19 protein-coding genes, 1 tRNA gene and 1 pseudogene are annotated in these 22399 nt (G+C 55.6%); 3 read left to right on the forward strand and 18 right to left on the reverse strand.

What is annotated here, in order from left to right:
- Positions 1 to 11: 11 nt before the first annotated feature.
- Complete coding sequence (locus ACLHDD_RS12225; RefSeq protein WP_427105208.1) at positions 12 to 869, forward strand: SDR family oxidoreductase; 858 nt, start codon at positions 12 to 14, stop codon at positions 867 to 869.
- Positions 870 to 1220: 351 nt separating this feature from the next.
- Positions 1221 to 2879, forward strand: a complete 1659-nt coding sequence (gene treF / locus ACLHDD_RS12230; RefSeq protein WP_313655340.1) for an alpha,alpha-trehalase TreF — start codon at positions 1221 to 1223, stop codon at positions 2877 to 2879.
- Between the two features lie 74 nt (positions 2880 to 2953).
- Here the strand turns inward: treF and ACLHDD_RS12235 are convergent, their stop codons facing one another.
- From ACLHDD_RS12235 to ACLHDD_RS12255, 5 genes are all read right to left on the reverse strand, one after another.
- The gene (locus ACLHDD_RS12235; protein ID WP_427104328.1) at positions 2954 to 3460 is read right to left on the reverse strand and encodes a ferritin-like domain-containing protein; all 507 of its coding nucleotides are present in this window, start codon (positions 3458 to 3460) and stop codon (positions 2954 to 2956) included.
- A 10-nt stretch (positions 3461 to 3470) separates the two neighbouring features.
- A complete protein-coding gene (locus ACLHDD_RS12240) occupies positions 3471 to 3953 on the reverse strand; it encodes a ferritin-like domain-containing protein (RefSeq protein WP_427104329.1) in 483 nt (160 codons plus the stop codon).
- A 500-nt stretch (positions 3954 to 4453) separates the two neighbouring features.
- Entirely contained in the window at positions 4454 to 4618 is a 165-nt protein-coding gene (locus ACLHDD_RS12245; RefSeq protein WP_004571242.1) for a general stress protein, read from the reverse strand.
- Between the two features lie 703 nt (positions 4619 to 5321).
- The gene (locus tag ACLHDD_RS12250; protein ID WP_427104330.1) at positions 5322 to 6293 is read right to left on the reverse strand and encodes a diguanylate cyclase domain-containing protein; all 972 of its coding nucleotides are present in this window, start codon (positions 6291 to 6293) and stop codon (positions 5322 to 5324) included.
- A 320-nt stretch (positions 6294 to 6613) separates the two neighbouring features.
- Positions 6614 to 6689, reverse strand: a tRNA-Phe gene (locus ACLHDD_RS12255).
- A gap of 222 nt (positions 6690 to 6911) precedes the next feature.
- Between ACLHDD_RS12255 and ACLHDD_RS12260 the strand changes: the two genes are divergently transcribed.
- Positions 6912 to 8231 carry a methyl-accepting chemotaxis protein gene (locus ACLHDD_RS12260; RefSeq protein ID WP_427104331.1) on the forward strand — a complete coding sequence of 440 codons (1320 nt, stop codon included), beginning with the start codon at positions 6912 to 6914 and terminating at the stop codon, positions 8229 to 8231.
- Positions 8232 to 8260: 29 nt separating this feature from the next.
- Here the strand turns inward: ACLHDD_RS12260 and mrdA are convergent, their stop codons facing one another.
- The 13 genes and pseudogenes from mrdA to ACLHDD_RS12325 form a co-directional block, all read right to left on the reverse strand.
- Positions 8261 to 10132 (reverse strand): penicillin-binding protein 2, encoded by a 1872-nt coding sequence (gene mrdA / locus ACLHDD_RS12265; RefSeq protein WP_427104332.1) that lies wholly within the window; start codon positions 10130 to 10132, stop codon positions 8261 to 8263.
- A gap of 219 nt (positions 10133 to 10351) precedes the next feature.
- Positions 10352 to 11065 (reverse strand): purine-nucleoside phosphorylase, encoded by a 714-nt coding sequence (gene deoD / locus ACLHDD_RS12270; protein WP_427104333.1) that lies wholly within the window; start codon positions 11063 to 11065, stop codon positions 10352 to 10354.
- Positions 11066 to 11091: 26 nt separating this feature from the next.
- Positions 11092 to 12315, reverse strand: a complete 1224-nt coding sequence (gene deoB / locus ACLHDD_RS12275) for a phosphopentomutase (RefSeq protein ID WP_427104334.1) — start codon at positions 12313 to 12315, stop codon at positions 11092 to 11094.
- Between the two features lie 95 nt (positions 12316 to 12410).
- A complete protein-coding gene (deoA, locus tag ACLHDD_RS12280) occupies positions 12411 to 13739 on the reverse strand; it encodes a thymidine phosphorylase (RefSeq protein ID WP_427104335.1) in 1329 nt (442 codons plus the stop codon).
- Between the two features lie 59 nt (positions 13740 to 13798).
- Positions 13799 to 14578 carry a deoxyribose-phosphate aldolase gene (gene deoC / locus ACLHDD_RS12285; RefSeq protein ID WP_427104336.1) on the reverse strand — a complete coding sequence of 260 codons (780 nt, stop codon included), beginning with the start codon at positions 14576 to 14578 and terminating at the stop codon, positions 13799 to 13801.
- Between the two features lie 241 nt (positions 14579 to 14819).
- Complete coding sequence (locus ACLHDD_RS12290; protein WP_427104337.1) at positions 14820 to 15617, reverse strand: TatD family hydrolase; 798 nt, start codon at positions 15615 to 15617, stop codon at positions 14820 to 14822.
- Positions 15614 to 16665, reverse strand: a pseudogene (locus tag ACLHDD_RS12295) (patatin-like phospholipase family protein). The gene ACLHDD_RS12290 and the pseudogene ACLHDD_RS12295 overlap by 4 nt, the downstream one beginning before the upstream one ends.
- A 218-nt stretch (positions 16666 to 16883) precedes the next feature.
- Positions 16884 to 17045 carry a DUF1328 domain-containing protein gene (locus tag ACLHDD_RS12300; RefSeq protein WP_003848537.1) on the reverse strand — a complete coding sequence of 54 codons (162 nt, stop codon included), beginning with the start codon at positions 17043 to 17045 and terminating at the stop codon, positions 16884 to 16886.
- A gap of 98 nt (positions 17046 to 17143) precedes the next feature.
- Positions 17144 to 17758, reverse strand: coding sequence for a molecular chaperone OsmY (osmY, locus tag ACLHDD_RS12305; RefSeq protein WP_427104338.1), 615 nt, complete (start codon positions 17756 to 17758; stop codon positions 17144 to 17146).
- 261 nt (positions 17759 to 18019) lie between these two features.
- On the reverse strand, positions 18020 to 19606 hold the full coding sequence (prfC, locus tag ACLHDD_RS12310) for a peptide chain release factor 3 (protein WP_427104339.1): 1587 nt from the start codon (positions 19604 to 19606) through the stop codon (positions 18020 to 18022).
- 290 nt (positions 19607 to 19896) lie between these two features.
- Positions 19897 to 21000, reverse strand: coding sequence for a M20 peptidase aminoacylase family protein (locus tag ACLHDD_RS12315; RefSeq protein ID WP_427104340.1), 1104 nt, complete (start codon positions 20998 to 21000; stop codon positions 19897 to 19899).
- 4 nt (positions 21001 to 21004) lie between these two features.
- Positions 21005 to 21481 carry a YjiG family protein gene (locus tag ACLHDD_RS12320; protein WP_128085743.1) on the reverse strand — a complete coding sequence of 159 codons (477 nt, stop codon included), beginning with the start codon at positions 21479 to 21481 and terminating at the stop codon, positions 21005 to 21007.
- The gene (locus ACLHDD_RS12325; RefSeq protein WP_427104341.1) at positions 21471 to 22142 is read right to left on the reverse strand and encodes a nucleoside recognition domain-containing protein; all 672 of its coding nucleotides are present in this window, start codon (positions 22140 to 22142) and stop codon (positions 21471 to 21473) included. Before ACLHDD_RS12325 ends, ACLHDD_RS12320 begins: the two co-directional genes overlap by 11 nt.
- Positions 22143 to 22399 lie beyond the last annotated feature (257 nt).

Below are 22399 nucleotides of genomic sequence, written 5' to 3' on the forward strand. Positions count from 1 at the left end.
GGAGAAAGATGATGATTGCAGTGACAGGTGCAACTGGCCAGCTCGGCCGTAAGGTGATCGCGGCACTACTGAAAAAAGTCCCGGCGCAGGAGATCGTTGCTGTTGTGCGAACGCTCGCTAAAGCTGCCGATCTGGCGGCACAGGGTGTTGTTGTCCGCCAGGCCGATTACGGCCAGCCAGACACGCTGGAAACCGCTTTTTCTGGTGTGGAAAAGCTGCTGCTGATCTCCGGCAGTGAAGTCGGACAGCGTGAAGCGCAGCACAGGGCCGTCATCAGGGCCGCCCGCGCCGCAGGGGTGAGCTTTATCGCCTATACCAGTCTGCTGCATGCGGATACCTCACCGCTGGGTCTGGCGCTGGAGCATCGCGCGACAGAAGCACTGCTGAAGGATTCAGGCATCCCGTTCGCCCTGCTGCGCAACGGCTGGTACACCGAAAACTATGCTGCCAGCATTCCTCCGGCGCTGGCACACCATGCGTTTATCGGCGCGGCAGGCACCGGCCGCATTGCTTCAGCTGCGCGTCAGGATTATGCGGACGCCGCAGCGGAAGTCATGACCCGGGCAGATCAGGCCGGAAAAATCTATGAGCTGGCCGGTGACGACAGCTATACGCTGGCGGAGTTTGCGGCCGAAATCGCCGCGCAGAGCGGTGAAAGAGTCGAATATGTGAATCTTTCTCAGGCTGAATTTACGGCCGCGCTGAAAAGCGCCGGATTGCCGGAAGGTCTGGCAGAAATGCTGGCTGACTCCGATGCGGGTGCAGAGAAAGGCGCTCTTTTTAGTGATTCCCGCCAGCTGAGCAGTCTGACTGGCCGTCCAACGATCACCTGGCAGGCGGTGATCCGCACTGCGCTGGCGAAGGCATAACGCAGTTCAGGCTGAGCGGGAGCCCCTTCCGCTCCGCCTCTTCGCCCGCCTCACTTTCCCGTTGCGTATGCCCTTTTTTGCCCCCTTGCAGGGCAATGACGCTGTGTCAAAATGTTAACAGGCGTCATTTTTCTTCAGGTTAAATTTTTTAATTCAGACCGCTAAGAGATTCATCCGAAATATGTTTTTGGCAGACAGGGCCATATTTAGTTGAAATGCCTGAGATTTATTAAAAAACCTCGATTAATAGACAATTTTTATTACGTTCATAGATAATCTGCATTGTTGTTCCGCAGGTCGGGGGGGCTATAATTTGTCCTTTGTGCAACCACGACCGCTCAGGAGGCCGCTATTAATACTTATCGCCAGCAACAGAATGCACTGGAAGAAGTTCGTGCCGGGGCGGAAGTTGAGTATCAATACGATCCCCATGAACTGAAACTGGAGCGCATGCAGGATTCTGAACCGGAGCCGGAGCTGATTGAAGGCCTGCCTGCCCCGGATGCGCTTACGCCTGCCGATCGTTATCTGGAACTGTTTGAACATGTCCAGATGTCGCGGATTTTTGAGGACAGTAAAACCTTCCCCGACTGTTCGCCAAAGTACGATCCGCTGGATGTGCTGATGCGCTATCGCCGTCAGAAACGCAGCAGTGACTTCGACCTGTCGCGTTTTGTCGCCGATCACTTTTATCTGCCTGGCGTTAACGAAAGCTTTTATGTCTCTAACCCGGATAAAACGCTCAACGAGCATATCGATGATTTGTGGCCGGTCCTGACCAAAATGCCACAGCAGCACATGCCGCACTCATCGCTACTGCCGCTGCCAAAACCCTATGTCGTGCCGGGCGGGCGCTTTGGCGAAACCTACTACTGGGACTCCTACTTCACCATGCTTGGCCTGGCGGAGTCGGGCCGTGACGACCTGCTGCGTCACATGGCGGATAACTTCGCCTGGCTGATCGACAACTATGGTCATGTGCCAAACGGCAACCGGACTTACTACCTCAGCCGCTCGCAGCCACCGGTCTTTGCACTGATGGTAGAGCTGTTCGAGGAAGATGGCGTGCGCGGAGCGAAACGCTATCAGGAACAGTTGATGAAGGAGTATCAGTTCTGGATGGATGGCGCCGGTTCGCTGATGCCGAATCAGGCCTATCGCCATGTTGTACGGATGCCCAACGGCTCGCTGCTGAACCGCTACTGGGACGACCGCGATACGCCGCGCGATGAGTCGTGGATGGAAGATGTGGAAACCGCACGTGAATCGAAGCGCCCGGCCAGCGAGGTCTATCGCGACCTGCGTGCCGGGGCCGAGTCGGGCTGGGATTACTCTTCGCGCTGGCTGCGCAATCCGAAGCGGCTGTCGAGCATTCGTACCACACAATTTATCCCTATCGATCTGAACGCGTTCCTGTACAAGCTGGAGCTGATGATCGCGACACTGTCGCACGCCAAGGGCGAAGAGCTGACGGCGCTGGCGTGGCAGAAAAAAGCTGAGGCGCGTAAACGTGCGATCACCCGCTATCTGTGGGACAGCACCGCTGGCGTCTTCCGTGACTACGACTGGCGTCGTGAACGTTTCGGTGCCTTTACCGTGGCGTCTGTGGTTCCGCTGTTTGTCGGGCTGGCCACACCGCATCAGGCACATCTGCAGGCGATTTCCCTGCGTCACCTGTTACTGAGCAATGGTGGCCTGCTGACCTCAATGGTCGAGAGCGGTGAACAGTGGGATCGGCCTAACGGCTGGGCCCCTATGCAGTGGATGGCGATTGTTGGCCTGAACAATTATGGCGAAGAGACGCTGGCGACGGAAGTCGCGGTGAACTGGCTCAACACTGTAAAAAACTTCTATCAGCTGCATCACAAGCTGGTCGAAAAGTATGACATCAGCGGTGAGCGTGCGCGTCCGGGCGGCGGCGGTGAATATCCGTTGCAGGATGGTTTTGGCTGGACTAACGGCGTGACGCGTAAGCTGATGACGATGTATGGCCATCTGATGGTGGACTAAGTGTCCGCTACGCTAACGTAAAAAGCCGGGCTCGCCCGGCTTTTTCATGCAGGTCATTCTGCAATACTACTTTACTACTTTTTGGCTTCAGTACCTGGCTGCGAGGCACGTTGCAGAAACTGCTGGGTGACTTCAGGGATATGTTGCAGCAGCCACTCCGCCATGGCCACTTCCTGATCGCGGATTTCACTCAGTATGCGAACGCCCTGTGCGTCACCGACCTGCTCAGCCGTGGCGATCAGGCTGGTGTAGCTGGCGATTTCAGCATTCTCAAAGACATAGCCGCTGATGGCACCCTTGACCACTTCATCTGAGTTGAACATTCCGCCTACGGCCTGACCGGTGGCCGCCATTTTACCCATCGCATCTTTCATCACAGAGTGATCGATACCATGGCTGTCGAGCAGCTGTTCCAGCAGCCTCAGCTGATGTTTCGTTTCGTCGAGGTGCTGAGCCAGACGCTGTTCCAGTGCCGGATAGTGTTCAAGGCGGCCCGACATCTTGCTGAGCATGCTTTCCGCCTGTTTTTCCATAGCATGCGCGTCGCGCAGCCAGTCGTGATAATGTTCAATCGCCGTCATGTCGATCTCCTCAGGATACGGTTATCGCTTCAGCTACCGAGGTGAGCTTCTCATCCGTTTGCTTTTCTTCATTCAGGGTCGTTTCCAGCAGCTCTGCCGCTTTGGTGTACCCCAGCTTCAGCGCCAGTGCATGCAGCGTACCGTAAGTGGCAATTTCATAGTGCTCCACCTTCTGCGCCGCACCGATCAGGCCCTGATCGCGGATTTCGCCTTTTTCGACGGATTCGATAATCTCCTGCGCCTCTTCGACCAGACCTTCGAGCGCATGACACTTCATTCGTTTAATTCTGACCTCAGGCGTCATCTCCACCAGTTCATCCAGTCGCTCAATCTGCGCCCGGGTCTCTTCCAGATGCTGATTAAAGGCAGCGATAAGATTTTCGTCACTGGCAGCACGCGCCATTTTAGGCAATGCACGAGTTATCTGTTTTTCAGCGCTGTAGACATCGGACAGGTCATGGATGAACAGGTCATTCAATGTTTTCACCGTCATAAGATAGCCTCATTGTTAAAAGAGCTGCGTCATTAATAACGCAACGCCAGTCATTTCGCTGACATCCGGAAAGTCTAGTGGAGATTTTTAATATCGCATACTGCATCGGTATGAATTTAACACAAAAGTAGTATATGAAATACATTTTCCCTTTTATAGCAACATGTTAGCTTATAAATGATTTTCCAGTCGCGGCTTCGCTAGCCACAACGGAATTTGTACAATTTTCTAAATCGCTGTATAAATTTCACGAACAGGCGCGTAAAAAATGCACCAGCCATACATTACCTGTACAAGACTTTATTAACCGGTATAACTTTAATTGCCAGGAAATAAAAAACCGGAAAGGAAACCCTTCCGGTTTAATTAACGGCGTTTTTGCCCGCTGATGCTTCAGCAGAGACACAATTCAGAATGTAATTATTTAGCAGGAAAATAAAAGAGAATCTTTACAGTCCGGCATACGGTATCGACTGCCCTCTGAGCAGCGTCAAATCCGTTCAGCTCCGCCGACTTACTTTCCCTCCCTTACGTCCCGCCTCAATCGCACGTTCGGGATCATTTTTGAAGTTCCCGCCGCTTTTCTGACCACCTTTGCGTCCCGCTTCCGCAGCACGCTCTTTATCAGCCGCAAAGTTTCCGGCCCCACCACGATATTGAGTCATTCTGTGTTCCTCTTTGAAATTAAAAATCAGAATTTGCACAGTTAATGCTTCATCAGGCCATTTCAGCAATCTAAATGTAGACAGAAAACCGGACCGATCAAGCGATAAAATAAAAACCCATTACATTCCGGATTAATGGAGACAGGTGACTCCCCGGAATTGATAACCTATTTAAACTATCGCTCCTTTTTATTCAGAAAAAAGCGCAGCGACGCGGCAAAATGTTAGCCAGAAATCGCCGCGCCCTATTAATCGATCATTTTCGAAAAATGTCCAATTGAAAAAATAGTAACCGAAGCGGCAAGAAGATGACCTCAGCAATATCAGTTAGTGAAGATGATCAACAAACGATCAATTTCCCTAAGCGAAGCGGCAAATACAGTCAGACCATTTCCTTGTCACCCGGGAATTAAGCGAGACGCAGGGAATTGATCGCACCAGTTGAAAATAACCTTTTTTGATCAATAAACGATCAATTATGCTGATTTAATAAAAATTAAATTTGGATGCGCCCCTGTTATTGGCGCGAATAATAAGAAATAAGCGAAGCGATAAACTATTCAGGCGAAGCGCAGAGACGCGGCTTTAGGATTAATACTAAAATTTCTGTTGTGTGGAGTTACGCACCGTTCGCCAGAGATGACAGTGAAAATGGGGCAGATATCGGGTGTTACCAGGAAGAGGTGCTGCGTCAGTGATTAGGTCAGCGGTCGGATGCTACGGGGGAAACGTCATCAATCGCGACACCGCGTTTGCCGTTTTTCTTAATGCGGTACATCGCTTCATCCGCCCGTGCCAGGGCGGTATCGAAGTCATCGTTTTCCAGCACCCGGGACACGCCAACAGAAGCGCCAATCTGAGCGTGCCCGTTTGACATCTCAAACGGCGTGAGTACAGCGTCAAGACAGGCGTCTGCCAGCGCTTTCACGCGCGGATGATGTAACGGATAGGGTAATAGCAGAACAAACTCATCGCCGCCAAGTCGGCCAATAATTCCTTCTGCCGACACACATTCCGTTAAACGCTGGCTGAGCTGGATCAGGACTTCGTCACCGCTGCGATGTCCCAGGGTGTCGTTAACATGCTTGAAATTGTCCAGGTCAATAAAGGCTATGCAAAGCGCTCCCTGCGACCGCATTTCGCTGAAATAGTTTTGCAGTGCGTGGCGATTGTTGAGCAGCGTCAGGGGATCATGCAGAGCCAGCAGCGCGAGCTGCGCTTCGTACTGCTTCTCTTTCGTCATATCGATATGAGTACCGATCACTTTTACCGGCTCGCCCTCGGCATTCCACTCGCTGATCCGGCCGCGATCCAGCACCCAGGTAATGCTGCCGTTTTTCGCGATCATGCGGTGCAGTGCTTCGTAGTAAGGCGCTTTGCCAGCAATATGGTCATAAAACGCCTGCAGGACCTCATCGGCGTCATCAGGATGCAGGCTCTCTTTCCAGGATTCAAAATTGGCGTCGGTTTCTTTCGGCTGAAAACCCAGCATAGCCCCCCAGCGCCGGTTAAAAATCACCAGTTTGCCAGTAGGGATATCGAGCTGCCACAGAAACAGCCCGGTGCCATCCAGCGCCGCGTTGAGTTTGGTACGGGCGTCATGCGCTATACGCTTCAGACGCGCATTGTGCTTTTTCAGGTTCTGTATCTGCTGCCGCAGTGCTTCTTCTGACATGACCGTAAGAGCGCTGGAAAAAGGGGTATTTTGCCTGTCCGGTGGGTTCTGTAAAGAGTCGCCTATAAAACACGATTAGTCGCGGCCAATTGCAGGCTGGACAGCATATCAGGCGGTGACATTCTGGCAATGCAGCACAGAGCCGGGACGGCAAATTGATTTCGCCGTGAAATCTGTTTGCAGGGCGACTTAATTCAGGGCCGTAATGAACAGCGGAAATTGAAATTCGGATTGTTCGGCGGGAGACAGCGACTGCATCGGATCTGATGACGGGTCCGCTTCAGAACGCAAAAACCCGCCAGAGGCGGGTTCTTTAAAGATGGTGCCCGAACCCGGAATCGAACCAGGGACACGGGGATTTTCAATCCCCTGCTCTACCGACTGAGCTATTCGGGCAACGGGGCGCATTAAACCAAAGCGGCCCGGCAGCGTCAAACGCTTTTCACCAAAATCACACCAACTGGCCGCTTTTCCATCAACCTGGCGATCACCCCTCTTACGCCGCCAGAAAGTGATCACCGATTGAATAAATTTTAGTCAGCAACGGGGTCACCTCTCTTTTCCGCCGCCATTTTGCCGATATAGCTTGCGAGACACACACTAATAATAAGGATCATCATGTTTTCTACTATTACATCAGGTATTGCTTCCCGTCATAGCTGGCAGAAGCGTTCACACTCAGCGGCCACGCTGAGCTCTCTCAACGGCTCCATCGCCATGATCGAATTCTCACCCGATGGCACCATTCTCAGCGCCAACGCGCTGTTTCTGGCAAGCATGGGCTACACGCTGGCGGAGATTGAAGGTCAGCACCACAGCCTGTTCTGCACGCCGGAACAGCTGCAGTCACAGGCCTATCGCGATTTCTGGCAGCGCCTCAACCGGGGCGAAAGCTTCAGCAATAAGTTTCTGCGCATGGCAAAGAACAGCCGCCCAATCTGGCTGGAAGCCAACTATGTCCCGGTGCAGAACCGTCACGGTCGGGTGATCAAAATCGTCAAACTGGCCACTGACATTACCAGCCATATCAGCGATGCGCAGGAGCAGCGCGCCATCACGACCGCCATAGAACGCTCGATGGCGGTGATCGCCTTTAACCTGAAAGGGGAAGTGTTGAAAGCCAATGATAACTTCCTGAAAACCATGGGCTACCGTCGCGAAGAGGTGGAAGGCGTTCATCACAGCCGCTTCTGTTCACAAGCCGTGCGTGACAGCCGGGAATACAGTGAGTTCTGGCAGCAGCTGAACCGGGGCGAATTTGTCTCCGGTCAGTTTCCCCGCGTCAATAAGCAGGGTGAGACAGTCTGGCTGCGCGCCACCTACAATCCGGTGTTTGATGAACAGGGCAGGCTCTATAAGATCGTCAAGTTCGCGACCGATGTAACCGATCAGGTCAAAAAGAATCAGCAGGAGCATGATGCGGCGCAGCGGGCCTATCATACCGCGCTGCAGACGGACAAAAGCACAAAACTGGGTGCGGATGTGATCGCCAGCAGCGTCGAAACCATGAATGCACTGGCGGGCGAACTCCAGGGAATCTCCGGGGATATTAACGGACTGAGTGAATCGTCAGATCGTATCGGAGCAATTGTGGAAGGGATTCGCCGGATCGCCGATCAGACTAACCTGCTGGCGCTGAATGCTGCCATCGAAGCGGCGCGCGCCGGAAGCCATGGCCGCAGCTTTGCGGTGGTAGCGAACGAAGTTCGCACACTGGCGGCGAACATCAACCGGGCGACCACCGACATCGAAAACCGCATACAGCAGAACCATCTGCTGGCGAGCCGGGCCCTGAAAGGAATAGCGTCGAACCTGAAACGTGCCGATCAGGGCGTACAGCTGGCGCAGGAAGCGGGTGGCGTTATTGCGGAGATTCGCGAGGGCGCAACGGATGTGGTGCACGCAATCGGTCAGGTGACGAAAACGCTCAGCGTCTGACGCAAAGCGGGGGGCACGCCCCCCCTTTTTTATGGCGTGGCCGGAGCTGGTGCATCCGGCGTCGGCGGAATAAAGATGTGATCCAGAATGTCCCGCATTACCGGCGCTGCCGTAACCCCTTCTCCACCTCCATTCTCCAGGATCAGCGCCACCGCCACTTTTGGATCGTTAAAAGGCGCAAAGGCGGTGTAGAAGATATGGTCGCGCAGCCGGACCGGGATCATCTTCGCGTTGTAGGTCTGATTCTGACGCAGGCTGAACACCTGCGAGGTCCCGCTTTTTGCGGCGATGCCATAAGGTGCGGTGTGGAAATATTTATACCCGGTGCCGTTGGGTGCATTTGCCATACCAAACATCGCGTGACGCACCAGCGACCAGTAAGGTGAATGGGGATCGCCAATCTGTGTCTCGCCCAGCCCCGGATGGTAGTTCTCCACCAGCGTGCCGCGCTGGGTTTTCTCCAGCAGATGAGGCGCGATAACCCGACCGTTGTTGATCAGCGCCACCATCGCTTTTACCATCTGAATCGGCGTCGCAATCCAGTAGCCCTGACCGATCCCCACGGAAACGGTGTCTCCCTGATACCAGGGTTTTTTATGCACCTTCTGCTTCCATTCGCGGCTCGGCAGTAAGCCGTTGTACTCCTCATTCAGATCGATTCCGGTAGGCTTGCCATAACCGAACTGGCTGAGCATGGTGTGAATCCGGTCGATGCCCATCATAAACGCCACCTGATAGAAAAAGGTGTCGGCGGACTCTTCGATGGCGCGGGTTACATCCAGCATGCCGTGACCGGTTTTTTTCCAGTCGCGATAGCGCCGATCGGTGCCGGGCAGCGTCCAGGTCGGCGCACCAAAGAACTGCGTCTGCGGCGTGATCACATGGGTCAGCAGCGCCGACATCGCCATGTAAGGCTTCACCGTCGAGGCGGGCGGATAGAGTCCCTGCGTCACGCGGTTGATCAGCGGCAGATCCTTATCCTGCAGCAATTTTTTATAGGCCTGATAGCTGATGCCTTTGACGAATGGATTGGGGTCGTAGCTCGGGCTGGAAACCATTGCGAGCACCGAACCGTCATGCGGATCCTCAATCAGCAGCGCCGCACGCTGCCCCGCCAGACGGCTCTCCACATACTGCTGAAGATGCAGATCCAGCGTCAGCGTCAGGTTTTTACCGGCGACCGGCGGCACCTCTTTCAGCACCCGCACAATCCGGCCGTGGTTATCAACCTCCACTTCCTGATAACCTGGCTTGCCGTGCAGCAGCGTTTCGTAATAGCCCTCAATCCCCTGCTTACCGATGTTATGGTCAGCCGCGTAGTTTTCCGCAATGCCTTCGGCATTCAGCCGCTTATAGTCGCTGTCATTGATTTTCGACACATAACCCACTACATGCGCCAGATCTGCGCCATAGGGATATTCACGATCCTGATAGGTTTCAATCGTCGCCCCGGTAAAGCGAAACTGATTCACCGCGAAGCGGGCGACCTGCTCCTCGGTCAGCTCCTCTTTCAGCATCACTGGCTTGTAACGGCTGGTCTGCTTCAGCGCATGGCGGAACGTCTCAATTTCCTCAGGCGTCAGATCTATGATGGGCGTCAGTGCGCGCAGTGTGGCATCCATGTCGCTGACTTTATACGGCGTCAGCGTAATAGCGTACCAGCTGACATTGCGCACCAGCGGGATACCGTTGCGGTCATAGATCAGTCCGCGCACAGGCGCGATGGGGATCATTTTGATGTCGTTCTGGTTAGAGCGCGTCTGGTAATAGCCATGATCGCGCACCTGCAGGCGGTAGAGGTTTACGCCAAGAATTGTGAAACAGGTACAGACCAGCGCAAAGGCTATCGCGGCACGGCGGGCAAACAGCTTCTCTTCAGCGTCGAAGTTACGAAAATTCATCAGGAGGTATTATCGGACAATTCTTTATTATCTGTTGTTGCGCACTATGATAAGACACGACCACCGGGGTGCCAGCGCGAAGATGCACAAGCCTCAGCAAAAGTGTGTCATTTGATGTGAATGTTACGGAAAGGCAGCGGGGAAATGCAGATCCTCCGTCAGAGGAGGATCTGTTCAGGACGACGGGCAGCAGACGGGCGCGCCCGTCCGCCACGCGGTTCAGTCACCCAGCAGGACAGACTCCAGCGCAATTTTAATCATGTCGTTGAAGGTCGTCTGGCGCTCAGCAGCAGTAGTCTGCTCGTGCGTACGGATATGGTCAGAAACGGTACAGATGGTCAGCGCTTTCGCACCAAACTCCGCGGCCACACCGTAGATGCCCGCGGCTTCCATCTCTACGCCCAGGATGCCATATTTTTCCATCACATCGAACATCTGCGGATCCGGGGTGTAGAAGAGATCAGCAGAGAAGATGTTGCCGACGCGTGCGTCAACGCCCAGGTTTTTTGCCGCATCCACCGCGTTTCGCACCATATCGAAGTCCGCAATCGCCGCGAAGTCGTGATCCTTAAAACGCATACGGTTTACTTTGGAATCGGTGCAGGCACCCAGACCAATCACGATGTCACGCAGTTTGACATCTGCACGCACCGCACCACAGGAGCCGACGCGGATGATCTTCTTCACGCCGAAATCGGTGATCAGCTCTTTGGTGTAGATAGAGCAGGAAGGGATCCCCATGCCGTGGCCCATCACAGAGACTTTACGGCCTTTGTAGGTGCCGGTGTAGCCCAGCATCCCACGCACGTTGTTCACTTCTACCGCGTTTTCCAGGAAGGTTTCTGCGATATGTTTCGCACGCAGCGGGTCGCCAGGCATCAGTACGACGTCTGCGAAATCACCCATTTCAGCATTAATATGAGGGGTTGCCATTGTTTAATCCTTATTAAATTGCTGATTTACAGCATGTTCTTGCCATAGTCCATCTCGGACAGGCCAAAATAGTGTGCAATTGTCTGACCAATATCGGCGAAGGTTTCGCGATAACCGAGCGAGCCTGGCTCGACGTTCGGTCCGTAGATCAGAATCGGAATGTGCTCACGGGTGTGCTCAGTACCCTGCCAGGTCGGATCGCAGCCATGGTCTGCGGTCAGAATCAGAATGTCATCGTCACCGACTAATTCCATCAGTTCCGGCAGGCGGCGGTCAAACAGTTCCAGTCCGCCAGCATAACCAGCGACGTCGCGACGATGGCCCCAGGTGGAGTCAAAGTCTACGAAGTTAGTGAAAACAATCGCCTGATCCGGCGCCGTTTTCATCTCCTGAATCGTGGCGTCAAACAGCGCATCCAGACCGGTCGCTTTGACCTTTTTGGTAATGCCCTGTTCCGCGTAGATATCCGCGATTTTACCCACAGAGATCACATGACCGCCCTTCTCATCCACCAGCTTTTTCAGCATGGTGGCGGAAGGCGGCTCGACCGCCAGATCGTGGCGATTGCCGGTACGCTCGAACTGACCTGCTTTGTCTCCCACAAACGGACGTGCGATGACACGGCCAATGTTGTAGCCCCCTTCGGTCAGCTCTTCGCGGGCAATTTCGCACAGCGCATAGAGACGTTCAAGACCAAAAGTCTCTTCATGACAGGCGATCTGGAACACCGAGTCTGCCGAGGTATAGAAGATCGGCTTGCCGGTTTTCATGTGCTCTTCGCCCAGCTGGTCGAGAATGACGGTGCCGGAAGAGTGGCAGTTACCGAGATAGCCTGGCAGATCCGCGCGCGCAACCAGCTTATCCAGCAGTTCCTGCGGGAAGCTGTTCTCTTTGTCGCTGAAGTAGCCCCAGTCAAACAGCACCGGCACGCCGGCGATCTCCCAGTGGCCGGACGGCGTATCTTTACCTGATGAGAGTTCGCTGGCGTAAGCATAAGCGCCCGTGATTTTCGCTTCAGGATCCAGACCCGCCGGGAAGCGACCGGTGGACAGCTCAGCGGCTTTCCCCAGGCCCAGTGCGGTGAGATTTGGCAGATGCAGTGGGCCTTTACGCCCCTTATCTGCTTCGCCCTTAAAGCAGGCTTCGGCGATATGACCTAAGGTGTCCGAACCTGCGTCGCCGAATTTATCGGCATCTTTACTGGCCCCAATTCCAAAGGAATCGAGAACCATGATAAAAGCACGTTTCATGCAAGTCTCCTGCGCATCCGCGCGTGACAAGTCAAAAAAAAGCGATCAGATCAGTATACCCGAATGGATCGCCGCTGGCATCGGTTACGAAGCAGTTAGCTGACATTGGTCACACGGCGGTAAACAACGGGCGTCTCCGCCGGGGCGCTGTCGCCGATCACCAGCGCGGCTTTCACCGCGGCGGCGGCCTGCTGCCAGTGATCCTCGCTACTGGCGTGGATGACGGCCAGCGGACGCTGTGCATCGGCACGTTCGCCCAGGGTAATCATCTCGCTTAACCCCACGCTGTAATCAATGGTATCGCTGGCGCGCTGACGTCCACCGCCCATCGCCACCACGGCCAGGCCCAGCGCACGGGTATCCATGCTGCTGACGATGCCTGGCTGGTCGGCATAGACCGGTTTGCTCAGTGTGGCCCGCGGCAGATAGGCTTCATAACGTTCGACAAAATCAGCAGGCCCCTTCTGAGCAGCCACCATGCGGCCAAAACATTCCGCGGCCTGGCCATTGTCCAGCACCGTCATCAGCTTCTGGCGGGCTTCGCTGTCGCTGGCCGCCAGCCTGCCGGAGATCAGCATTTCGCTGCAGAGCGCCAGCGTGACTTCAAGCAGACGCGGATTACGTGCCTCTCCGGTCAGGAAGCGCACCGCTTCGCGCACCTCCAGCGCATTACCGGCTGAGGAGGCCAGCACCTGATTCATATCGGTCAGCAGCGCGGTGGTCTGACAGCCTGCGCCATTGGCGACGCCAACAATTGACTGCGCCAGGCTCTCCGATGCCTCCCAGGTTGGCATAAATGCGCCGGATCCGACTTTGACATCCATCACCAGCGCATCCAGCCCTTCCGCCAGCTTTTTCGCCAGAATTGAGGCGGTAATCAGCGGGATTGAGTCGACGGTGGCGGTGATATCTCGTGTCGCGTAGAACCGCTTGTCCGCTGGCGCCAGCGAACTGGTCTGGCCGATAATGGCGACACCGACCTGCCTGATAATCTCGCGGAAGCGGTTATCGTTCGGGAAGATATCAAAGCCCGGAATCGCCTCAAGTTTGTCCAGCGTGCCGCCGGTATGGCCCAGGCCACGTCCGGAGATCATCGGCACATAGCCGCCGCAGGCAGCAACCATCGGCCCTAACATCAGCGACGTAACATCGCCGACGCCGCCGGTCGAGTGCTTATCCACCAGCGGGCCGTTGAGGTTCAGCGACGTCCAGTTCAGCACCGTGCCGGAATCACGCATCGCCATCGTCAGCGCCACCCGCTCCGGCAGCGTCATATCATGAAAATAGATGGTCATCGCCAGCGCGGCGATCTGCCCTTCTGACACGGTGTTGTCACGCACGCCGTTGATGAAGAAGCGGATCTCCTCTTCCGTCAGCGCAAGACCATCACGTTTTTTACGAATAATTTCTTGTGGCAGGAACAAGGTAGCCCCCTGGTTCAGGGAAAGAGTGAAGAAGAGGCGGTCGGCGACCGCCAGAGGGATCAGTAACCGGCTTTGCTGGTATCGCTCTTGTGACCCAGGGTGTTAAGCAGGCTCGCCAGCAGGCTGGATGCGCCAAAGCGGAAATGACGCGCATCGGCCCACTCTGCGCCCAGCGTCGCGTCGGCCATCTGCAGGTAGATCGCGGCATCTTCGGCGGTACGTACGCCACCCGCCGGTTTGAAACCGACCTGCTGGCTGACGCCTTTATCCCGGATCACGTTCATCATGATCTGCGCTACGTCCGGCGTGGCGTTAACCGGCACTTTACCGGTAGAGGTTTTGATGAAGTCCGCACCCGCATCAATAGCAATTTCAGATGCCTGACGAATCAGCGCCTCCTCTTTCAGCTCACCAGTTTCGATGATCACCTTCAGCAGCACATCCGCTTCCGCGCAGGCGGTTTTACAGGCTTTCACGAGGTCGAAACCGACCTGGCTGTTACCGGCGATCAGTGCACGGTACGGGAAGACCACATCCACCTCGTCAGCACCGTAGGCAATAGCGGCGCGGGTTTCTGCCAGCGCAATGTCAATATCGTCATTGCCGTGCGGGAAGTTAGTCACGGTGGCGATGCGGATCTCCGGGGTGCCCTGCTCGCGCAGCGTTTTACGCGCAATCGGAATAAAACGCGGATAAATACAGATCGCGGCGGTGTTGCCCGCCGGGGATTTGGCCTGATGACAAAGGGCGATCACTTTTGCATCAGTGTCGTCTTCATTCAGGGTAGTCAAATCCATCAGTTTCAGGGCGCGCAGGGCAAGGTGTTTGATATCGGTCATGTGGTTCTCCAGAGAATCGGGATGCAACCCACCGGCTCATCGGCGGAATGTTATAATAGTAACACTCCGGAGCGGCCTGATATGTGCCATGAGTCACATAGGGATAAGAAGATGATGCAAAGATGCCACGTATACTGTGACTGAAATCTCAGATAACAGGCTTAATCGGTATTATACGCCAACCGGCGCAATGTTACTATTATCACATTTAAACCGGCTGGCTGAGGGAATGCTGAGAAGATCAGGTGTGCAGCGTGGGAAACGCCGGATCGAGCTGAAACAGCTGCTGGCTGTTCTGCCACAGCGCGTCAGCAATCTCTTCTGGTGACTCTTCACGCAGGCTGCAAAGCACCTGCCATACCTGACGCGCCTGCTCAGGGCGATTAGGCTGCCCCTGAAAGCCGTGCAACGGCATATCGGGTGCGTCAGTTTCCAGCAGCAGTGACGAGAGCGGCAGCTGCGCCACGGTCTGTCGGGTTTTGCTGGCGCGCTCATAGGTGATGGTTCCGCCAATGCCAATCGCATAGCCCAGTCTGATGAAAGCCTGTGCCTGCTGCAGGCTGCCCGCGAAGCCGTGAACCACGCCCCGGCGCGGCAGATCGTGCCGACGCAGGATCTGCGCCAGCTTGTCGTGCGTCCGGCGCGAATGGAGGATCACCGGCAGCGCGTAGCGTTTCGCCAGCCTGAGCTGCGCGTCCAGAACGCGTTGCTGCTTATCAAACTGTGGATCGTCGCGAAAGAGATCCAGCCCGATCTCGCCGATCGCTACCAGCTTACGCGGCCGCTGTTGCAGTAAGATTTCCAGCTGATCGAGATGCTCGTCCCGATGATGTTCAATCACGATGGGATGCAGCCCCAGTGCGGCGTAGAGCGCCGGATGCGTCGCGGCCAGTTCACAGACCCGCCCGAAACGGCTGGCATCAATGGCCGGAATGATTATTTTCTCTACGCCCGCCTCCGCCGCACGGGCCAGGCTGGCGACAGCATCCCCTTCAAAAGGGGGAAAATCAAAGTGACAGTGCGTGTCGATAAATTTCATGCCAGCGATCCTTTGTCATAATCCGCATCATTATCCGCCAGTGACGGCGTGATGATCCGACGGGTGTCTGGCGCGTTAGCAACCGGCGCGGGCGGCGTCAGGATGCGCGGCGGGCTCAGCGGTTCCGCATCGCTCAGCCACTGCCCCAGCGTGGCAATAAAGTAGCGTCCGCAGCGCCGTCCCAGATGATAATCCTGATTCAGCGAGGCGATCCGACTACCCAGCGCACTGCTGGCCAGCACACGCGGGGAAAGATCTCAATAATACGCAAATTGTCCGGCGGATTTTCAATAAACTGCTGAATCTCACGATAGCTTTGCTCATGTTTATTGAGCACGTTGATCATCGGCTGCAGCGCGCCAGTGCTGAGCCAGCGCTCCATACGCTTAAACCATTTTGGCGTATAGAACATCTGCGATGGCACGGTGCGGATGACGACGATGGTATCGGCTCCACGACGCGCAGCTTCCCGCACCGGGATCGCATCGCTGATGCCGCCGTCGAGGTAGCTGACTCCCTCCAGCTCGACGCCCAGCCGGTAGAAGCCGGGAATGGCGCTGGAGGCTTTGATCAGGTCCAGCCAGTTTTCGGCGGTAGGCGTGAAATAGCCTGGCGTATAGTCGTCGCTGCGGCAGGCGCACATATAAAATTCACGTCCACTGGCAAAGGCCTGCTCGGCATGCTGCATCGCCAGCGGAAATTCACTGCGGGTGATTTCAATCAGCCAGTCGAGGTCGATCAGATTGCCGCCCCGCACAAAGCGCAGCGGATCAAAAAAGAGTTTGCTGGTGGTATAGCGGGTAATCACGCGCCGGGCATAGCCAGGCTGACCGCAAAGATAGGCAGAGAGGTTTTGTGCACCCGCAGAGGTGCCAAGCAGCAGCTGAAAAGGGTTAAATCGGGCGCGCTGAAATTCATCAAGAACGCCAGCAGTAAAAATACCGCGCTGGCCACCACCTTCACAGACGAGAGCGAGTTTTCGGGATTTAAAAGGCGTCAGCGCCAGAGGTTCAAGGGCGCCAGGCGTAACAGGAATGCGAATACCCACTGTGCAAACCTCTTAAGGTTTCCGGGTATGCTGAGGGATCATGCCGTCTGTAGCGGCAACATTCCGGAGAACCAGTCATCTAATCCTTTAACCGGCAGGCCAGCAGGCTGGCTTGCCATTGCAGCGAGATGAAGGAATCCCTCTCTTCAGGTCACTTGCTGCAGATGACGGGTCTCCGCACTATGCAACAGACTGCATTATACTGCAGGACTCATCGGCTAAAGCTTTTTACGGCCGGTAAACAGGCTGATGAGGAACAGGATAATACCGACAACGAAGACAACTTTAGCTGCCCATGCTGCTGTACCTGCTAAACCGCCGAAACCTAACGCTGCAGCAATCAGCGCGATGACCAGAAAAATAATGCCCCAACGAAACATAAGCCTCTCCTTACCCTATTTAAATTCGAACTGCTTGTTTCATCCCCGGATGGGTGTCTTTTATTCGTGCGGCTACCGGAGCAGCCGCACGTCAGCCATTAAGACTTAACCGTCAGGTCATTCTTAACGCTTTTCACGCCTTCAATGGCCTTAGCGATGCTTTCTGCACGGTCTGACTGTGCCTGAGTCGCAACATGGCCTGAAAGCTGAACAACACCGTCGGTAGTCTCAACTTTGACGTTGCGCGACGGGACAATGTCATCTGCTAATAGCTTAGCTTTAATTTCGCTGGTCGTTGCGGCATCGCCTGCATAACCTTTCACTGAAGATGATTTGCTGTCTCTGACGTGTAGTTTGTCGCTGACGGATTTAACCCCTTCGATTTTCTGCACCACAGCCACAGCCTTTTCAGCCTGCGCCTGTGAGGTGACGAAACCACTTAAGGTCACGACGCCCTGATGCGTTTTTACCGAGATATCCGTGCTTTTAATTGCGTCGTCATCCACCAGAGCCGCTTTGGCTTTGGCAGTGATGCCGCTGTCATCCATAAAACCATCGACTTTTTTCATAGAGCTATCGATTTTTGAACCCGCGCTGTCGGCTGCCTGTGACGCTTTCTGCGACATGGATTCATCAGCCAGTGCGCTGCCGCTAATCAGAGCTGAACCAATCATGGCGGCCATCAGGGTTTTAGCAATCTTAGTCTTGTTCATCGATATCTTCCTTCTATCAGTTAACTCACCCAAAAAACTGTGGGCGAAACAGAAGCAATAAATGCCGCTGCGTTACTGGACGTAAGGACAAGAGAAGTCTCTTCCGCCGTCCGATAAAATAATCATAGACGGCATTTTGCAACTTGCCTGGCTAACTGGTTGATCACACGTCAAAACAGAGGAAAGATGGTGTTTTTAGGAGGAGTCTGGAGGGGGGAAAACAGGGCCACTCCCGGCTGGAATGGCCCGGAAACAGTGCGATCAGTGCTCGCGCGTTTTACGGAAACGGACGTCGGGATAACGTTCCTGCGTAATATTCAGATTCACCATCGTTGGCGCGATATAAGTCAAATTATCACCGCCATCGAGCGCCAGGTTAACTTCGTTTTTACGCTGGAAGTCATCAAACTTTTTCACGTCGTCACACTCTACCCAGCGCGCCGTTGAGACGTTAATCGCTTCGTAGATCGCTTCGACGTTATATTCGCTTTTCAGACGTGCCACGACCACGTCGAACTGCAGCACCCCGACGGCGCCTACGATCAGATCATTATTATGCACCGGACGGAACACCTGCACGGCGCCCTCTTCCGACAGCTGAACCAGCCCTTTGAGCAGCTGTTTCTGCTTCAGCGGATCGCGCAGACGGATACGGCGGAACAGCTCTGGCGCGAAGTTCGGAATGCCGGTGAACTTCATGTTCTCACCCTGGGTAAAGGTGTCGCCAATCTGAATAGTGCCGTGGTTGTGCAGCCCGATGATGTCGCCGGGATAGGCTTCTTCAACGTGCGCACGATCGCCGGCCATAAAGGTCAGTGCGTCGGAAATCATCACGTCTTTGCCGGTGCGCACCTGACGCAGCTTCATCCCTTTTTCATATTTACCGGACACCACACGCATAAAGGCGACGCGGTCGCGATGTTTCGGGTCCATATTGGCCTGGATCTTAAACACGAAGCCGGTGAACTTCTCTTCTTTCGCTTCCACCCGACGGGTGTCGGTGTCACGCGGCATCGGACGCGGCGCCCAGGAAACCAGGCCATCCAGCATGTGATCGACACCGAAGTTACCCAGCGCGGTGCCGAAGAAGACCGGAGAGAGTTCGCCATTCAGAAAAGCGTCCTGCTCGAACTCATGGGAGGCCCCCTGAACCAGCTCCAGCTCTTCACGCAGCTGCGATGCCAGATCGTCGCCTACGGCCGCGTCGAGATCCGGGTTGTTCAGCCCCTTCACGATGCGCACATCCTGAATGGTGTGGCCTTTACCGGTCTGATAAAGATAAGTTTCATCTTTATAAAGGTGATAAACGCCCTTGAACAGTTTGCCACAGCCAATCGGCCAGGTAATTGGCGCACAGGCGATTTTCAGCTCGCTCTCAACCTCATCCAGCAGCTCCATCGGATCGCGGATGTCTCGGTCAAGTTTATTCATGAAGGTCAGGATCGGCGTATCGCGCAGACGAGTGACTTCCATCAGCTTGCGCGTACGATCCTCGACGCCTTTCGCGGCATCGATCACCATCAGGCAGCAGTCGACCGCCGTCAGGGTGCGGTAGGTATCTTCCGAGAAATCTTCGTGGCCTGGGGTATCCAGCAGGTTGACCAGGCTGTCGCGATAGGGAAACTGCATGACCGAGGTGGTGATGGAGATACCACGCTGTTTCTCCATCTCCATCCAGTCTGACTTGGCGTGCTGGTTAGAGCCACGGCCTTTCACCGTACCGGCGGTCTGGATAGCCTGTCCGAACAGCAGCACTTTTTCGGTAATGGTGGTTTTACCGGCATCCGGGTGAGAAATGATCGCGAAGGTGCGGCGGCGAGCCACCTCTTCTAAAAAGGGATTAGACATGGAATTCTTCTCAATAGGCAGCGCACCTGCTGGCGCTGCTGATAAATCACGGTGGCCGGCAGAACCTTACCGGCGGGTAAACGGTGCCAAAATCGATAATTAATCGTTGGCGGGTCAGCGCGTCGTTACATTGGCGTGAAGTCCGGTTACCTGGTCAGCTTTAAGGCGGCATAGCATACAATATTTTGCGCGCGCGGCCTACAGGGAGAGAAATGCGATTTATCGGCGGCGGATCGGAACACGGCGAGGCGGCCGCAGCACCAGAGGGCGCTGCGGCCATCCGGCCCCGGTTAACCCAGCACCTTTCTGACGCAGGCTTTAAAGATCTGCACCCCGATCTCCAGCGAGCTGAGATCGAAACGCATCTCAGGATGATGCAGGCCCGGCGTCAGACTGGTGCCCAGCCCCCAGAATCCCGCTTTGACGCCCGGCCGCGTCACCGGATAGTAAAAGAAGTCTTCGCTGCCTGGCGTGGTGCGGATCGGCAGCGCCCCCTCTTCGCCCAGCACCTCAACGATGGCGGCGCGGATCACGGCGGTGGCCTCATCATCGATCTCGGCAGCGGGCATCTCTTTAAGCACGCGCACGTCCGCGCTGGCCCCCAGTGCCGCTACGCTGTGGGTGATGGCGCGCGTGACCTGCTCTTTCAGCAGGGTCATCGGCCCGTTCTCCTGCGAGCGCAGGTCCCACACCACGCGGGCCTCATCCGGCACCGAGTTGGTCACACCCGCATCGCAGAGGAAGCGGGTCGCTTTGACGCTCCAGGTCAGGCCAGGTGGCAGATGGATAGCGTTAACGGCCTGCACCGCCTGCACGGCAGCATCCAGCGCATTCACGCCCAGATGCGGACGGGCCGCGTGCGCGGGCTGGCCTTTAATCGTGGCTTCCAGCGTGCTGCAGGCGGAATAGAGCACCGCGGGTATCGCCTGGCCGACCACGCACTCCTCCAGCGGACGCAGATGGAACCCCAGGATCATCTCAACATCATCCAGCGCGCCACCCGCGATCATTGACAGCGCCCCGGCCCCCAGCTCTTCGGCGGGCTGGAACAGAACCTTCAGCCGGCCACGCTTTACCGTGCCCTCGCGCAGCAGCGCTGCCGCCGCCGTCAGCACCACCGACGCGTGCCCGTCGTGGCCGCAGGTATGACGCGCACACGGCACACCATCAATGATATGCCCCAGCGCATCCATATCCGCGCGCAGTGCCAGCACAGGGCCCGGTACGCCGCTGTCAATCTCTGCCACGATGCCGGTGGTGTTGTTAATATTGCGCGTCACCTTCAGGCCCGCTTTCTCCAGCTGGTCTGCGATATAGGCCGAGGTTTTCACCTCCTGAAAACCGAGTTCCGGAATTTCGTGCAAATAGTGGTAATGCTCTAAAACCTCAGACACAGCGTTACTCCTGTATAAACAGACGCATAACAGACATTGCGATCAGCGCGTTGATGATGCTGACCAGCATCAGCAGCGGCCAGTATTTTTTGGGCACGTCGGCCACGCCCAGCAGCCGCCCCATATATTGCAGCTGCGACCCCATGAGAAAAATTGCCGGAGCCAGAATGGTGATGTCGGCTCCTGTCAGCAATCCTTTGGTCAGCAGGCTGACCGCGACGCCGGTGCCTGCCGATGACGACAGCCATGCCGTGAGCAGCACCGTGATCGCCTCGCCCGGCAGGCCAAACAGCCCCATCACCGGCGCAAAGACGTGGCCGAGAAACTGCATAATCCCAAGCAGGTTCAGGACTTCGGCCAGCACATAAGCCATCACCACATTCGGCATCAGATTATGGATGGCAATGTGAAACCCTTTGCGCGCGCCGGTGACAAACACATCAAACGGATTAGCGGCGGTCGTGGCGGGACTATTTTTCATCGGCGAAATCCTTTTTATAGATACTGTTTAACACGGCGCGCGTTATCGCCGCACCGACAAATTTCAGTACGAACATGAGTAACAGCGGAATGATGATCGGCAGCGTCATTGAGGCAAACAGCGCGGAGCCGATGGCGAAATAGTTGTTAATTAAGCCGGCACCGGAATATTGCCAGGCGCTCATCACCACCAGCTCTTTTTTACCGATCTGTTTCTGGTCGGCCATCTCTTTGGTCAAGGCCGCCCCGGCATCAGTACTTTGCAGGTCGGTGATGAGTGCCAGTCCACACCGGCCCGGCAGCCCCATCAGCGGCTTCAGCAGCGGCGTCAGCAACCGATGTGCCGCGCGGATCGCGCCGTAGTGAGTAAAGATCTCCAGCACGCCCAGCGCCAGCATTACCGTGGGCGTCAGCGACAGAGCGAACAGGAAGCCCGCTTTGGCGCTGAGTCCGCCTGCGCCCAGAAAGGTGTTGCTGGCGGGATCTTTCATGGTGCCGAAGCTGCCTCCCAGGGTGGTGAAGTCAAAGGCACCGAGCCAGGACAGTCCCTCCACCTTATAAAACAGCCCTGAGAAAAACAGAATGGCAAAAATTAATGCGACGTAACTGCCTTTGGTGGCCGCTATTTTCACCGGCGTCGCCACCAGGTGTTCATCTGACATGTTCTTCTCCTGTAAACCGGATTAACTGCCTGTTTCCGTTGCAGGCAGATTTAATGAAGTGAAGGTGGTTTCAAGCAGGATCTATGCCAGAGCCGCACGATTAACCGTCCTGCCAGCGGTCGGACCCTGTGATTGCGCGTATTGCGTGGCGACGGGGTGCGCTGGGATCCTGGCCTCATTTCGCCGGGCCATCGGCCGACCAGGAATTTCACCGCCTGCTGCGCGCCCCTCACTCGCAGATGCCCGCCAGTCCGCAC

This window comes from Pantoea sp. NSTU24, assembly GCF_050157905.1.
GTDB lineage: Bacteria > Pseudomonadota > Gammaproteobacteria > Enterobacterales > Enterobacteriaceae > Pantoea.